Origin of the sequence: Lysinibacillus sp. RC79, assembly GCF_041262405.1 — a bacterium.
Taxonomy (GTDB): domain Bacteria; phylum Bacillota; class Bacilli; order Bacillales_A; family Planococcaceae; genus Lysinibacillus.
The window spans coordinates 56,093-71,886 of record NZ_JBGCCD010000004.1; the positions used below are offsets into that span (position 1 = coordinate 56,093).

A 15,794-nucleotide genomic window follows, 5' to 3' on the forward strand; every position below is an offset into this window, starting at 1 on the left:
ACCTCCCAATATTTAATGTGAAAATTATTTTTCAAGCAATCGGTAAAAAACAGAAACTTTTCAACTTAAAGTGCCGTCAAATAAAATGATGTTTTCAATCATAAATTCGCAAGTGCATGCTTTCCTGTCGTACCTTCGAATGGTATACTAAATATCGTGTGTATTTAAATTGTAATTAGATGAGGAGGGGAATACATATGCGCAAAGCACCGGGAAAAAATCGCGCGACGAGTGTTAAAGCAAAACATAACTCTAATTTAACATTTCGTATGAATGTCCTTTTCTTTGCTATATTTATCGTATTTTCGATGCTAATTTTTAGACTTGGCTATATGCAAATCGTAAAAGGGGAAGAATATGTACGCGATTTAGAGCGAAAAGAGGAGGTAGCTGTCAATACAAGTGTGCCAAGGGGACGTATGTATGATCGATACGGGCGTATTTTAGTGGATAATCAACCAGAAAATGCTATTACGTATACGAAAATGTCGACGACAAAAACAAAGGACATGCTAGACATAGCCGAAAAGCTGGCACAATTGATTGAGCAGCCAACGACCCGTGTCACATTACGTGACAAACAAGATTTTTGGATTATAAAAAATCATGACGCTGCCTATGCAAAAGTAACAGAGAAAGAAGAAAAGAAAATTAGGGCACAAGAAGATGTAACGGAAAGTCAAATCAATGCACAGATAGATAAACTTGTTCGTGAACGAATCACAAACGAAGAATTATTGCAATTGACAGAAAAGGACATAGAAGTATTAGCAATCTATCGAGAGATGGTATCAGGATACAATTTATCACCGCAAATTATTAAGAGTGAAAATGTATCTGCCGATGAATTTGCACGTGTCTCTGAGCGTTTAACTCAATTACCAGGCGTTAACACAACAACTGACTGGAAGCGTTTGAAATTATCGTCACTCGCTATTTTAGGACGCACAACAGTACCAGCAAAAGGGATTCCGAAAGAAAAGCTGAATTATTATTTAGCTCGTGATTATTCACGAAATGACCGTGTTGGTGAAAGTTATATTGAAGCGCAATATGAAGATTTACTGCAAGGGCAAAAATCAGTGGTTAAAAATATTACGAATAAAAAAGGGCAGGTAGTCGATACCGTTACAACCTATGAAGGCGAGCCTGGTAAAGATTTAGTCTTAACACTAGATAGCGAGTTAACAGCTGAAACTGAAAAAATTGTTGAGGAAGAGTTGCTAAAATTAAAATCACAGGGGGCTTCGTCTTTACTTGATCGTGCCTTTTTAGTAATGATGGACCCAAATACAGGCGATATTTTATCAATGGTTGGTAAAAAAATCGAAAAAAATCCTGAAACAGGCAAGAATGAAGTCGTTGATTATTCGTATGGCACCTTTACAACAGCTTATGAGGCAGGTTCTGCAGTTAAGGCAGCAACATTACTAACTGGGTATAAATTAGGAGCTATTAAGCCAAGTACTGTATTAGGGGATGAACCAATCCATTTATTAAATACACCAGTAAAAAAATCTATTTTTAATCCTAGTGGCTATATTTCAATGAATGGTTTAAGAGCCTTGGAGCAGTCTTCAAACGTTTATATGTTTAAAACAGCTTTGCTTATTAATGGAACACCATATAAATATGGGATGCCACTTCGTTTAAATGACGATACTTTCCCAAAAATGCGTAATTCTTATGCACAATTCGGGTTAGGTGTAAATACAGGGATTGATTTACCAAATGAAGTTAGTGGGGTAAAAGGTCCAACTGGTCCAACCTATGGGGGTAAAGCACTCGATTTAGCGATTGGACAGTATGATACGTATACACCTTTACAATTGGCACAGTATATCTCGACAATCGCAAATGGCGGCTATCGCATTCAGCCACATGTTGTGAAGGAGGTACGTGAACCATCAAAAGATGGGCAATCACTAGGTCAATTAGTAACAGAAATAGGACCAACAATTTTAAATCATATTGATAATTCATCAGATGAAATTAACTATGTAAAACAAGGGTTACGTCGTGTTTATACGGGCGCAAATGGTACAGCAAAAAGACAATTTGCAAATGCACCTTATACAGCGGCAGGGAAAACAGGGACAGCTGAAGTAATGTATTACGGAGATTTACGACAGTATTGGGGTCAGTATTCACTTACTTATACACATGTCGGCTTTGCACCTTATGAAAATCCTGAAATTGCCTATGCCGTAGTTATTCCTTGGGGATCAACAAACCCTAGCCAACCTTTTTCGGCTAATAGTGATATTGCAAGAAAAGCTGTAGATAAATATTTTGAGTTAAAGGCAAAATATAACGCTGAAAAGGTGACAGATAGTAATGTAAAACAACCAATTTTACCAGCTATTTCAAAAGACAAAATTGGTGAAGATGAGCAAAAATAAGAGAAACCGCTAGTGCATTTTAATGCCTAGCGGTTTTTTTATAGTTTCAGAGTATTATTGAATACCCGAGAAAAAAACACGGTATGAAAAATCACAATTTTCATACCGTGTTTTATTTATTTTTATATACAAGACTTATTATACAGATAATTGTTGAATAGCTATTTCAAATTGTTGTTTCGGTTTTATTCCATAAAGCTCTATATTATTACAGAAATAAGACTCTACCATAAAATCAATGGCTTCCTGTAGAGTAAATTCCCGATGTTCCATAACAAGTGTTAAATATGTTTTAAAGTAATCGGCATTTGGTACTTTTGCATGCTTAACCACAAAGTCAAACTCCTCTTAGATTATTTCCTGACACAATTGATTATTATAGCATCTTTCCAATAGGAAGCAAGTTTTATCTTCATTCAGAAGAAGACTCCCACCTCTTAAGATGGTGAGATGAATGCAGATGTGGTCCCTTTTCAGCGGGTATCCATACACCTGCTGAAATAGAGGAACTCAGTCTAAGAACGCCACGTCCTGTGGCAATTTATCTGTAGCGAAAGCGAAGCTATTGCTACATTGTTTTTCTGCGCGAAAGCAAAGCGTCGGCGACAATTACGCCAAGGCGAAATTGATTGCAATTGTAAATTCATCTTTACAATCGTTTACAAAGCATTACATTCCTTTACGTCTCTTTTACGAACTGTTTATACGACTTCAACATTTAATCATTATAGTAAAGATTGTAAGACAAATAACTATAAAAATGTTAGTGACGGAGGCAAATGAGATGAAAAAGTGGAAGTACTTAACGATGACAGCGGTAATGGGTTCAGCATTAATGCTTGGTGCATGCGGTAGCGACTCTGCACAAAATGGTAAGAATGCAGAAACAAACGCACCAGCGAGCTCAGGACAAGATGCTGCTGACAAAAAACTGCAAGGAGCTGTTTCTGGAGATGGTTCATCAACTGTCGCACCAATTATTGAGGCAGTTGTTGAAGAGTATGCAGGGACTCAACCGAATGTCAAAGTATCGGTAGGTGTTTCAGGTACTGGTGGTGGCTTTGAAAAATTCATCGCAGGTGAGACAGACTTTTCTAATGCATCTCGTCATATAAAAGATGAAGAGAAAGCAAAACTAGAGAAAGCAGGAATTGCTTTTACAGAACTTCCTTTAGCATATGATGGCATATCGGTTGTCGTGAACCCTGAAAATGATTGGGCGAAGGATCTAACAGTTGAACAATTAAAGAAAATTTGGGTTGAAGATGGTAAAGCTAAAAAATGGTCTGATATAGATCCATCTTGGCCAGATGAAAAAATCGTGTATTACTCACCGGGTACTGACTCAGGGACGTATGATTACTTTGATGAAACAATTTTAGACGGTGCTGATCTAGCAAAATCAGCAACATTATCAGAGGATGATAACATGCTAGTTCAAGGTGTAGCGGGTGACAAAAACGCAATCGGCTTCTTTGGCTATGCTTACTACTTAGAAAATAAAGATAAATTAAGTATTGTGAAAGTAAACGGCATTGAGCCAACAAATAAAACAATCGAATCTGGTGAATACGCACCGCTTTCACGACCACTATTTGTATATGTGAAAAATAGTGCTATGAAAGAAAGCGAAGCGGCATATGACTTTATCAAATATACACTTGAGCACGCAGGAGACATGGCAGAAGCAGTAGGTTATGTCAGTCTACCAGAAGATAAATATAGTGAAGCTTTAAAAACTTTAGAAGGCTTGAAATAAGTAGACATGCATAGTGGGAAAGAGATGTATGCTCTTTCCCTCTCTTATTTGAAAGGAGCACCCAATGGTTTCTCAAAAAGAAAACAAGACATCATCTGTGCAGCAATTAATTGCAAATTCGCGCAATAAAAAAACAAAGAAAATAGTGGAAAAAGCAATGCCAACTCTATTATTTTCAGCGGCACTTATCTCTATATTGACGACATTTGGCATTGTTTTCACCCTTATTTTTGAAACGTTTGAATTCTTTAAACGTGTTTCAATTACGGATTTCCTATTTGGTACACAGTGGCTACCGTTTTCAGGGAAGGAACCGTTATTTGGGATATTACCTTTAATCGCTGGAACATTGAAAGTCACACTTATTGCAGTTGTCGTAGCAGTACCATTTGGCATTGCTTCTGCAATCTATTTAAGTGAATATGCAAGCGAAAAAATAAGACGCACGGTAAAACCTATTTTAGAGGTGTTAGCAGGTGTACCAACGATTGTTTATGGCTTCTTTGCATTAACATTTGTTACGCCGATGTTACAGCAAATTATTCCAGGACTGAAACTTTTTAATGCACTTAGTCCGGGGATTGTTGTAGGTATTATGATTCTACCAATGATTACGTCACTCTCTGAGGATGCGATGTCATCTGTCCCGAATAGTATGCGTGAAGGAGCTTTAGCACTTGGAGCAACAAAATTTGAGGTAGCTATAAAAGTAGTATTACCAGCGGCATTATCGGGCATTATCGCTTCGGTTGTCCTCGCCATTTCCCGGGCAATTGGTGAAACGATGATCGTATCACTTGCAGGCGGATCTACACCTAAATTCGATTTAGATGTGACAGACTCGATTCAAACGATGACTGCGTATATTGTACAGGTTGCAACAGGCGATGCTGGCTATGGTACGACAATTTATTATTCGATTTATTCAGTAGGATTCACATTATTTATCTTTACTTTAGTGATGAATTTAATTGCTCACTATATTTCGAAACGCTTCAGGGAGGTTTACTAGCATGCGCTATATGGATGACACAGTCGTAATGAAACGAATGACAAAGCGTATTACATTCAATAAAGTTTGGAAGTCATTATTCTTCTTAGCAACGACCTTTGCATTAGTGTCACTAGCTATTTTGCTTTATCGAATAATTACACAAGGTGTCGACTATTTAACAATCGATTTTTTAACAAATTTTGCTTCACGATTTGCAGATAAAGCGGGTATTAAGGCAGCTTTAATAGGTTCACTTTGGCTGATGGCAGTTGTTGCTCCAGTGTCGATTATTATAGGTGTAGGGACTGCTATCTATTTAGAGGAATATGCAAAGAAAAATAGACTAAACGACTTTATTCGTATGAATATTTCTAACTTAGCAGGTGTACCTTCCATTGTTTTTGGTTTACTAGGGTTAACAATTTTTGTTCGGATGTTGGGATTAGGGAAAAGTGTTTTAGCAGCCGGTTTAACAATGAGTTTATTGATTTTACCAGTGATCATTGTTGCGGCGCAGGAGGCTATTCGTGCAGTATCGAATGAACAACGCGAAGCTTCTTACGGTATGGGCGCGACAAAATGGCAAACGATATTACATGTTGTGCTACCAGCAGCTATTCCAGGGATTTTAACAGGAAGTATATTAGCGATGTCTCGTGCGATAGGTGAAACAGCACCACTTGTTGTTATTGGTATCCCTGTTATTTTACAGTTTTTACCTAATGGTTTATTAAGCCAATTCACTGCTTTACCAATGCAAATTTACGATTGGGCAAAACGTCCGCAAGAGGCATTTCAATATGTAGCGGCAGCCGGTATTTTAGTTCTTATGACAGTGCTTTTACTGATGAACTCTATTGCCATCTTTATTCGAAATAAATTCCAAAAACGTTATTAATGAGGTGACCTTATGGTACTGGGTATAAAAGAGGAAAAATCTGTTGTCAAATCGATTCATACGGCTACAAAGCCATCTGCTGATGTTGCCAAAAAAGTAGTTTATGATACACGTAATTTAAATTTATGGTACGGTGATCATCATGGTTTAAAAGACATCAATTTAAGCATCTACGAAAATGAAGTAACAGCTATAATTGGCCCTTCAGGCTGTGGGAAATCTACTTATTTAAAAACGCTAAATAGAATGGTAGAGCTTGTACCGAGTGTTCGAACATCAGGTGAAATAGTATATCGTGAGCGCAATATTTTAGATAAAAGCTACACTGTTGAGGAATTACGCACTCGTGTAGGTATGGTGTTCCAGAAGCCAAACCCATTCCCGAAGTCTATTTACGATAATATTGCATATGGACCACGTATCCATGGCATAAAAAATAAGAAAATTCTTGATGAGATTGTTGAAAAATCTTTACGTGGTGCGGCAATTTGGGATGAAGTAAAGGATCGCTTAAATCAAAATGCATATGGTTTATCAGGTGGTCAGCAGCAACGAATCTGTATTGCTCGCTGTTTAGCAATTGAACCAGATGTTATTTTAATGGATGAGCCAACATCTGCACTTGATCCGATTTCTACATTAAAAGTCGAGGAGCTTGTACAAGAGCTGAAAAAAGATTATTCAATTATTATCGTGACACATAATATGCAACAAGCGGCGCGAATTTCTGATCGTACAGCATTTTTCCTAAGTGGAGAGGTCGTTGAGTACGATAAAACAGACGTTATCTTCCAAACACCAGCAGATCAACGTACTGAAGATTATATTTCAGGTCGATTCGGTTAAGGAGGAGCAGGAGATGGTAGTACGTGAACGTTTTGAACAGGAATTAAAAGAAGTCCAGGAACAATTTATCGAGATTGCCAATAGCAGTATCAATGCTCTTAAAATAGCATTTGAAGCATTATTAAATCAGGATTTAGAGGCATCCTTAAAGATTCTTGAGGACGATTTAATCATCAATCGTCTTGAAGAAGAAATCAATGATCATGTTATTTTAATGATTGCTAAGCAGCAGCCTGTAGCTACTGATTTACGTCGTCTTATGGTGCTAGTCAAAGCCGCATCTGATATGGAAAGAGTAGGGGACTATGCAGTTAATATTGCAAAAGAAACGATTCGTATTGGAAAAGAGCCACTTGTCTTTTCGACAACAAATTTGCAAACGATGTGTAACAAGACTGTGGAAATGCTAGAGAGTATTATCAAAGCTTTTACAGAGGAAGATACTGTTCATGCCAAAGAAATTGCTGAACTAGATGATTATGTGGATGATTTATATGGAGCGACAATAACGCTATTGCTACGTGCAGGAGCTGAAAATCCAGCACATATTTCTCAAATCACACACTTAACATTTGTTTGCCGATATTTAGAGCGCTCAGCTGACCATGCAACAAATATTGCTGAACACTTATTTTACTTAGTCAAAGGTAAACATTATGAATTAAATAATTAGTTAGAGAAGAGCCAATTATAGGCTCTTTTTAGTTTGTCGACATAAGAATAAGTGTATCAATAAACAAAGGTTGATTTTCACTCCGAGTTGGCGCTTTCCGCGGGCTTGGCTTTAACTACTTTCAGCAGGTGTTTGGACACCCGCTGAAAGTAGTTAAAGCCTCCGGCGGATGTCACGGAATCGGAAAGGAGTTCTTTGTGCAGGCACAAAGCCGTTTCCGGACGCAATTATGCCGAGGCATAATTGATCAATCTCCTCGTCACTACGTTCCTGCGGGGGCTTTCAGCGCAAGCTCATCCCGCTGGAGTCGCCACTCTCCGTGAAAAATCAACAGCTCCTCATCATTAGTATGAGCGGATAAGCTGAAACAAAATATTATTATGACTATGATTAACAAATAAAAAAGATCTGGTTATAAAGGAGTGTGTTCCATTATCTTCTATATGAAGAAAGTCTCACCTTAAAAAAGCGAGACGATTTCAACGCTCCTACAAAATACTGATTGTTTAAGACTCACGATTAAATCATCATACAGCTTAATTCAATTAGGGGTAACATTAGTCTGCAAATCAGAGAAGAGCCAATAATAGGCTCTTTTTTCATAGTGTTAAAAAACAAACGGTTAAGGAGATTATTGTAAATATGGTGTTGCTTTAAATGAGGATTGTTCCATGCTACTCGCTTTCCTATGGCGAGTATCCAGCCGCTTCCTTCGCTTGCGTTATTGCTATCGTTCCACTTTCGTAAAAACCACTTCTGTTGCCACCGCTCCGCTTTCGCACATAAAAACATTGCTGAAGTTGTGTTTTAACACTATAAATTAGAATAAAATGCCAGAATATACATACTACGCGGAGTGTTTGATTGGAGTGGAGGCTGGGCGACTCCTTAGGGATCAGCGGCTCATCGGACGCCCCTAGGAAAGCGCCCAGCTGGAACGGAAATCAAACACTCGTTTTATCGAAGTGCCATACTTTATTTAATAGAATACTTAATTTTGTAGGCATATAGTTTTCCATGACATTATTAATAACAGCAACATTGTTATTAAAAATAGCGTCAAAATACTGCAAACGTTATTGTATTGTCAAAAATTTATTTTGGTTATACTATAGACATTATCCGAAAAAATGTGCTGCGGAGGTGCTGCTTCGTGAAAGACGCTGTAGAATCACTCATAAAGAAATTTGATCTGGAATTCACGTCAGAACAACGTGACTTTTTATGTTTTCTATACGAAAACTTACATCTTGAGGAATTAAGTGATAAGGAACAATGTTTTTTTATTGACTATTTTTACAAGAGTGAAACATTACGAAATATGGCAGCATTTGCACTTGAATTGGCGGATATCATGCATGAAATTTATAAAAATATACCAGCTATTGAGCAGACAGAACGATTGACTAATGGAAAAGAACGGCGTTATTACGATGAGCGAAAGTGGCAAATAGCTAGGCGTCAAAAGCTTAATCGTCAAACAATAAAAAAAGGAAATATCCTATATGTTCCGTTTGATGAATACAAAAAAGAAACAGGTCCAATTATTATTTGTCTTGAGCAAACAACTGGTATGGCGGCATATTCTGAGCTTTGTAAAAGCATAATTTTACCGTTATTTATGACCGCGCACCGTGAACGTCGAGATTTATATATCATTCCATATGATTGTCAAATTCATGTACATTATCGATTTGAAAACGGCCATTTAAATTTATCCGATTTTAAGGGTTTTATTGAATATAAGGCAAAGGGAGAAGCTGCTGTTCTGCCTGTGCTCCATTTTGTAAAGGGCTTGCTCCAAGAAAATCAGCATTGTACAGAAGCGGATATTATTATTTTTACAGAAGGTACTCCGATTGATGGACAGCATCTAGTTGGAAAGCAAGCGAAGGCTGTACTTGAGGAAATGAAGCGTAAGTATCATGCAGAATTTTCGGTTATCGCTATGCATGAACATAATTTTAATGAGCAGCAATTTTGGTTTGCTAATAAGGCTTTTTTTGCGGATGATGCAATTCAATAAAAACGGAGCTGATCGTCATTGTTGATCGGCTCCTTTTCTGTGAATAATACATAGTAGTTAGAGGAGAATGAAATTTGAATTCATTGAAATGGTTATTACCTGATATTTCAACCCCAACGTGGATGGAAGTTATTATTGCCGTTGCACTTTGTATAATGGGTTGGCTTTTTCAGCATTTTATTATAAAGAAAATGATTAATCGCACTGTTACATTTTTGAGAAATCGTCAGCGTAACTTTCAGGCAACCGTGCTCGCACAATTTAATAAAGCGATTCGCTATGCATTCATGTTTGCAGTGATTGTACTCAGCTTAACCATATTATTAAAAGAAAATTTATTTACAAATGCAGTGACAAAGAATTTTGTTTTGTCCATTATTGTTTTTTTTGCCTTTAAAGGTGTATATGATGTTTTACATTTTTATACAAAACAGCCTTTGCAGCTGAATAGCGAAGAAGAACCAAACGTCCTCTTACCGTTTTTTCTCCGTATAGGAAAAGTGCTTATCATGATATTGGCAATGTTTACGATTGCTTCATTCTGGGATTTTAACTTGAATGGCTTTTTAACGGGGATTGGTTTAACGGGTGTGGCAATTGCCTTTGGTATTCGGGATACACTAGGGCATGTTTTTGGTGGGATGTCAGTCGCATTAGATAACCCGTTTCAAATTGGCGATTGGATAGCAACAGAGGACCAAAAAATTGAAGGAACCATTGAGGATATTAATCTTCGAAGTACATTAATTCAAACGGGTGATAAAGGGCTTGTTTATGTGCCTAACTCTTATTTGGCAAATCGACCAATTTATAATTTATCAAGAAGGGAAAAACGAAAATGTGAGCAATTTTTATTTGTAGCTGCTGAAAATGAAGAAGAAACATTACGCGGTGCTTTAAGTGCCATTCAAAAGGAAATTTATTTGCATGCTCAAACAGAAAAAGAAATGATTCATGTATTTATAGATGAGTTTTATCCAACTTCCTATCGAGTCCTTGTACGTTTCTATGTGGCAACAAATGATACGGCAGTGATGCTAAATGTACGACAGGATATTTTGTTTGCTATTCGTCAAATCTTTCAAGAACTAAATATTATAGTAGCTAATCTGGCTGAAGATGAATGGATAAGTAATAAAAAATAATTTGAATTGTTAGTTTCCTTGTTTTACAATGAATATATGTAATCAGCTTTGATGAAGAGTAGTAGCCATTATTATTTGTTATAGAGAGCTAGTGGCTGGTGGAAACTAGTACAAATAAATGGTGAATGGACTTCGGAGCTCTAATCCTGAATAAAGTATGGATTAGCGTCTGCCTACGTTACAGGGTATAGAGTGGGTCTTTTAACTCATTCAGCGGATATCCAAATATCAGCTGAATGCTATTATGCTGGGGCATAATTGATAAGGACCAATGAAGGTGGCACCACGGCTTTTCCGTCCTTTTGCGATGGAAAGGCCTTTTTTTATATGTTTTGGCGGAATGAATAGTGTTTACACAGTTCAAAATCCGGACGTAATGTTTATAGTAGTGAAAGCGAAATGCTAACGAAGCGGCAGCGTCCATTACGTCAATGCATAATTGATAGATTTTGGTGTAGAAGAGCAGAGCGCAGAAAAGGAGAGAAAGAGTATGACAGTTGAGCTTAGAAAGTTTGCCATGAAGGCATTGCAGGGTGATATGATGACGCCAATTTCCGTTTATCAATCACTGGAAGGGAAGCATAAAATGCTTTTCGAATCGTCTGCCAAGCATGAAGAAAGTGGGCGTTACTCATTTATTGCCGTCAACCCAATTGCAGAACTGATTGGAGAAAGGAATGGGTATTCTTTTACCAAAGATGGAGAAACAGAAAAATCGAGCGCCAATGTATTAATAAAATTACAACAGATTATGCCGTTGCATAGGGCACAGTACCCTTTTGCCTTTTTCGGGGGAGCAATTGGGTTCTTTGGTTACGAAACAGTATTTTATACAGAGAAAATAGGTAAATACTTGCAGGATGATTTAGAAATGCCGGATGTTCATATCTTTTTCTATGATACATTTATCGTTTTTGATCATTTAAAGCAGGAGATTACACTAGCAGCAATCGATTTATTTGATGAAGGGCGTTCTCTTGAAGCGATGGAATTGGCTATTTCTTCGATGAAGGAGCAGCTTTATGCTGGAACAACGTTTGACGACGCGACGTTTGGAAAGCTAGATTTCAGACCAATGATCGCCAAAGAAAATTTTGTGGCACTGGTTGAACGTGCAGAGCAGCATATTCGTAAGGGTGACATCTTCCAAATTGTCTTATCACAACGATTCACTTCACCATATACAGGTAATCCTTTCGCTTTATATCGTCAATTACGTACTTCTAATCCTTCACCTTATATGTTCTATATGGATTTTGGTACGTATACCATTTTAGGAACATCTCCTGAAAGTCTCGTTAAGGTGAAGGATCGAAAGGTTACGACAAATCCTATCGCAGGAACGAAGCCAAGAGGTAAAACAGTGGAGCAGGATAACGCGATCGCGGAAGGTTTATTAAATGATGAAAAAGAAATCGCTGAACATCGTATGCTAGTGGATTTAGGTCGTAATGATCTTGGACGTATTGCCAAAGTGGGTTCAGTGAAGCTAATGAAATATATGAATATTGAGCGTTATAAACATGTTATGCATATTGTATCAGAGGTTATCGGCGAATTACGTGATGATGTTCATGTTTTGGATGTTCTCCGAGCGTGCTTACCTGCTGGTACAGTATCAGGTGCGCCGAAAATTCGCGCTATGCAGCTTATCAATGAGCTTGAGCCTGTGAAGCGTGGTGTTTATGCAGGTGCAGTAGGCTATATTTCCGCTACAGGGGATATGGATTTAGCTCTAGCCATTCGGACAATGATTATTAAGGAACATCGTGCTCATGTTCAGGCAGGGGCTGGAATTGTTTACGATTCAGTGCCATTGTCTGAATACGAGGAAACATTGAATAAAGCTCGCGCGCTATTGGAGGTAAAAAAATGATTTTAATGATCGATAACTATGATTCATTCACATATAATTTATTTCAGCAAATAAGTATGCTTGGGAAAAATGTAAAAGTAGTACGTAATGACGAAATGACAGTTGAAGAAATTGAGAAAATGCAACCAGAAGCCATTATTTTATCGCCTGGCCCAGGTACGCCAATTGATGCAGGAATAACAGTGGATGTTGTTAAAGAGCTTTATACGAAATTTCCGATTTTGGGCATTTGTCTTGGACACCAATCGATAGGGCAAGCCTTTGGAGGAAGCATCGTTCAAGCTAAAAATATAATGCATGGAAAATTATCTACGATTCAATACGAAAAAACAGGCTTATTTGCTCAGTTAGAAGGTAAAATCGAAGTAATGCGCTATCATTCTCTCGTCATTGAGCCAAGCACGTTACATGAGGATTTTAATATTTTAGCAAAGTCCAATGATGATGGGGAAATTATGGCGATTCAACATAAGGAGTACCCACTTTTTGGGCTGCAATTTCATCCAGAATCCATTGGGACACAAGAGGGCAGTATAATGATGAAAGGTTTTTTAGAACAAATTTCATAAACTAAACAAAGTAGGCTGTCATCAAAAATCAGTAGTTGTGATTTTTGGTGACAGCCATTTTTACCAATGGGATCGTAATGTTATTGCTTTTTCCCTGTAATCAATTTTGCAATTTCCTCTAAAGACATCGAAGAATTGACCTCGTAGGAGCCAATTTGTAAGCTTCGAGCGTATTTAGGGTTAGCGAGTAAAAGTTCCATTTCAACACTATTTTCGATGACGCCACCATCTTCAAGCTTTTGCGCCACAGTATATGGTTCCATACCGCTATAAATTTGGAGTGTCATAGTAGTAACGTTTCCTTGGGATGCCGATTCATGTTTGTCTTTAGCCGTTGTTTTAAGTGCATCTGTCTTTTGCGTGTTTTCCTTCGGCGCTTGCTTAACTTGTTCCTTTAACAATGCAATTTCTTTATTTGCCTGCTCGAGCTTTTTTTGAAGCTCCTCTACATGTTCGTTGTTTTTGGAAGCTTTAGTTGGTAGACCGATATTGAGATCAAAACGAACTGCTAAAGCTAGCAAAGCTCCGACAAGAAAAAGTGCAATGCCAAATGCGCGGATAGCGGACTTATTCATAGATTACCGACCTCCGTTTGCAATCACTTGGCGGACTTGCTCTTCCGTTAAATTTGAACGAATACTTATATCGGCTACAGAAAGACCCTGCTTATTAAGTTCAAGCACCTGACTTATAATAATTTGATGTATAGGTTTCGTTTTTGGAGCAGCTTGTCCTATTTTCGATGTCTGAGCAGCCTGTTGAACCGCTTGCATGACCTGTTGAACCTTCGGATTTGGTATAGTGTTAGTTTGCGCTGACTGTGATTTAACCTGAAACTCTGGCTCTAATAACAGTTCCTCCTCAACAATTTTTAGACGACGTTTTAAATTATTTGTTTCTTGAAAAATTGAGATGGATAGCTCCTCTACATCTTGTTCGACTTTTTTCGCACTATTTTTGAAAAAGAACGACGCAATAATTAGGAGAATCCCCACAATCATAAGTATGATGGATAAATCCAATAGTTTCACCTCATTAAGTATGTAATTATAAGGTATTTTACCATATGCGAACTTAATATGAAATGAAGGTAGATTTTTTTTCATTTTATGTTATAATAGGTTAGTCGTATAAATCATGCTCAAAATTTAAATTCTTGATATAGAGTGGGAGGGTTAATAATGCGCGTAAACATTACTTTAGCTTGCACAGATTGCGGCGAACGTAACTACATTTCTAAAAAGAACAAGCGTAACAATCCAGAGCGTCTTGAACTTAAAAAATATTGCTCTCGCGAGAAGAAATACACTCTTCACCGTGAAACTAAGTAATCGCTCATTAAGCCAAAACCACATGTGGTTTTGGCTTTCTACATTTTAACTTCTTTCAGCAAATGTCTTTTGTACCGAAAGCGTAGCGACAAGTACAGAAATCTCGCACCTCTATAGGTGGTGAGAAGAATGCGAATTTAAGTTACTTTTCAGTGGGTATCCAAACACCTGCTGATATAGAGGAACTCAGTCTAAGAACGCCACGTCCTGTGGCAATGACTGAGGGACCAACATCATGTTGGCCCAAAGCCTCCGGCGGATGTCACGGAATCGGAAAGGAGTTAATAAAGGATGTTAGCCTAGAATCATCGCATCCATGCGATAACGGCTAACTGACCTGCATCATGCAGGCCTAAGCACAAAGCCGATTCCGGACGCAATTATGCCGAGGCATAATTGATTAGGGGGTAACTTAGCATGGACAAAACAACTTTACGGAACGAGGTAAAAGAAGCTCTTGCCAAAATGAGCGAAGTAGCTTACCACGATCAATCATTTGCTGTAGTAAAAAAAGTGCTACAGGAACCATATATAATAGAAGCAACTACAATAGGTATCACCATTTCTAATATGCCAGAAGTCGACACAATTCCATTAATAGAAGAATTGTGGCAACTTGGTAAAAAAGTCGCTGTACCTAAATGCAATCCAAAAACAAGAGAAATGTCATTTTATGCCATCGAATCATTTGCCCAGCTTGAAACTGTTTATATGCATTTGCGTGAGCCAATTCCAGAGAAGTGTGAGTTTGTTGACGCAAATGAAATGGATGTCATCCTTGTTCCAGGAGTTGTTTTTGATAAGTTCGGCTATCGAATAGGCTATGGCGGTGGTTATTATGATCGCTATGTATTAAACTATACGAAGGGTAAGCTCATGTCTCTGCTATTTAATGAACAGCTATATGAACACGTACCTACAGAAGCGCACGATTGCCCAATAGATATCATTGTGACACCGACAAAACGTATTGACTGTGTAACACAACGAGGAGCGAACGAAAATGGACAAAATGTTAGATATTTATGAATTATTAAAAACATATGGCACTTATATTTACACACGAGATGCCATTGGTGATTTGATGTTAATGGAGGATGAAATTCGTGAGTTGTATAAAGCGAATGTACTAGATATTAAAGATTACCAAATGGCATTATTACTAATTCGACAAGAAACAACAAAGCTTCGCATGAAAGAAAATAATCAGTAATGTTTTAAATATAATTCATTTGTGGTATTGTAAAGATAATGTAACATGTATGTAATATTCTT

16 protein-coding genes and 1 other annotated feature are annotated in these 15,794 nt (G+C 37.6%); of the genes, 13 read left to right on the plus strand and 3 right to left on the minus strand.

The window, feature by feature from the left end; genetic code table 11:
• The first annotated feature begins 197 nt into the window (after positions 1–197).
• Positions 198–2,402, plus strand: coding sequence for a peptidoglycan D,D-transpeptidase FtsI family protein (locus ABH968_RS05220; protein ID WP_370042971.1), 2,205 nt, complete (start codon positions 198–200; stop codon positions 2,400–2,402).
• 138 nt (positions 2,403–2,540) lie between these two features.
• On the opposite strand, the gene ABH968_RS05225 is transcribed toward ABH968_RS05220, so the two are convergent.
• Entirely contained in the window at positions 2,541–2,735 is a 195-nt protein-coding gene (locus ABH968_RS05225; protein WP_370042972.1) for a hypothetical protein, read from the minus strand.
• 451 nt (positions 2,736–3,186) lie between these two features.
• Here ABH968_RS05225 and ABH968_RS05230 point away from each other — a divergent pair, with 451 nt between their 5' ends.
• The 9 genes from ABH968_RS05230 to ABH968_RS05270 all read left to right on the plus strand — a co-directional run bounded on the left by ABH968_RS05230 (position 3,187) and on the right by ABH968_RS05270 (position 13,188).
• Positions 3,187–4,161, plus strand: coding sequence for a PstS family phosphate ABC transporter substrate-binding protein (locus ABH968_RS05230; RefSeq protein ID WP_370042973.1), 975 nt, complete (start codon positions 3,187–3,189; stop codon positions 4,159–4,161).
• A gap of 64 nt (positions 4,162–4,225) precedes the next feature.
• Positions 4,226–5,173: a phosphate ABC transporter permease subunit PstC gene (pstC, locus tag ABH968_RS05235; RefSeq protein WP_370042974.1), complete on the plus strand. Its 948-nt coding sequence runs from the start codon at positions 4,226–4,228 to the stop codon at positions 5,171–5,173.
• A gap of 1 nt (position 5,174) precedes the next feature.
• The gene (gene pstA / locus ABH968_RS05240) at positions 5,175–6,053 is read left to right on the plus strand and encodes a phosphate ABC transporter permease PstA (RefSeq protein ID WP_370042975.1); all 879 of its coding nucleotides are present in this window, start codon (positions 5,175–5,177) and stop codon (positions 6,051–6,053) included.
• A 12-nt stretch (positions 6,054–6,065) separates the two neighbouring features.
• The gene (gene pstB / locus ABH968_RS05245) at positions 6,066–6,899 is read left to right on the plus strand and encodes a phosphate ABC transporter ATP-binding protein PstB (protein WP_370042976.1); all 834 of its coding nucleotides are present in this window, start codon (positions 6,066–6,068) and stop codon (positions 6,897–6,899) included.
• Between the two features lie 13 nt (positions 6,900–6,912).
• Positions 6,913–7,572 (plus strand): phosphate signaling complex protein PhoU, encoded by a 660-nt coding sequence (gene phoU / locus ABH968_RS05250; protein WP_370042977.1) that lies wholly within the window; start codon positions 6,913–6,915, stop codon positions 7,570–7,572.
• A gap of 1,153 nt (positions 7,573–8,725) precedes the next feature.
• Complete coding sequence (locus ABH968_RS05255; protein WP_370042978.1) at positions 8,726–9,598, plus strand: vWA domain-containing protein; 873 nt, start codon at positions 8,726–8,728, stop codon at positions 9,596–9,598.
• 74 nt (positions 9,599–9,672) lie between these two features.
• On the plus strand, positions 9,673–10,743 hold the full coding sequence (locus ABH968_RS05260; RefSeq protein WP_370042979.1) for a mechanosensitive ion channel family protein: 1,071 nt from the start codon (positions 9,673–9,675) through the stop codon (positions 10,741–10,743).
• Positions 10,744–10,782: 39 nt separating this feature from the next.
• Positions 10,783–11,048 (plus strand) — a binding site (T-box leader).
• A 185-nt stretch (positions 11,049–11,233) separates the two neighbouring features.
• A complete protein-coding gene (trpE, locus tag ABH968_RS05265; protein WP_370042980.1) occupies positions 11,234–12,619 on the plus strand; it encodes an anthranilate synthase component I in 1,386 nt (461 codons plus the stop codon).
• A complete protein-coding gene (locus tag ABH968_RS05270) occupies positions 12,616–13,188 on the plus strand; it encodes an anthranilate synthase component II (protein WP_370042981.1) in 573 nt (190 codons plus the stop codon). The genes trpE and ABH968_RS05270 overlap by 4 nt, the downstream gene beginning before the upstream one ends.
• An 80-nt stretch (positions 13,189–13,268) precedes the next feature.
• On the opposite strand, the gene ABH968_RS05275 is transcribed toward ABH968_RS05270, so the two are convergent.
• A complete protein-coding gene (locus ABH968_RS05275) occupies positions 13,269–13,763 on the minus strand; it encodes a hypothetical protein (protein WP_370042982.1) in 495 nt (164 codons plus the stop codon).
• 3 nt (positions 13,764–13,766) lie between these two features.
• A complete protein-coding gene (locus ABH968_RS05280; RefSeq protein WP_370043146.1) occupies positions 13,767–14,219 on the minus strand; it encodes a hypothetical protein in 453 nt (150 codons plus the stop codon).
• A 150-nt stretch (positions 14,220–14,369) separates the two neighbouring features.
• Between ABH968_RS05280 and rpmG the strand changes: the two genes are divergently transcribed.
• The 3 genes from rpmG to ABH968_RS05295 all read left to right on the plus strand — a co-directional run bounded on the left by rpmG (position 14,370) and on the right by ABH968_RS05295 (position 15,732).
• Positions 14,370–14,519, plus strand: a complete 150-nt coding sequence (rpmG, locus tag ABH968_RS05285) for a 50S ribosomal protein L33 (protein WP_008408521.1) — start codon at positions 14,370–14,372, stop codon at positions 14,517–14,519.
• A gap of 417 nt (positions 14,520–14,936) precedes the next feature.
• A complete protein-coding gene (locus ABH968_RS05290) occupies positions 14,937–15,548 on the plus strand; it encodes a 5-formyltetrahydrofolate cyclo-ligase (RefSeq protein WP_370042983.1) in 612 nt (203 codons plus the stop codon).
• Positions 15,523–15,732, plus strand: a complete 210-nt coding sequence (locus ABH968_RS05295) for a YqgQ family protein (protein WP_370042984.1) — start codon at positions 15,523–15,525, stop codon at positions 15,730–15,732. Before ABH968_RS05290 ends, ABH968_RS05295 begins: the two co-directional genes overlap by 26 nt.
• Positions 15,733–15,794: the final 62 nt, after the last annotated feature.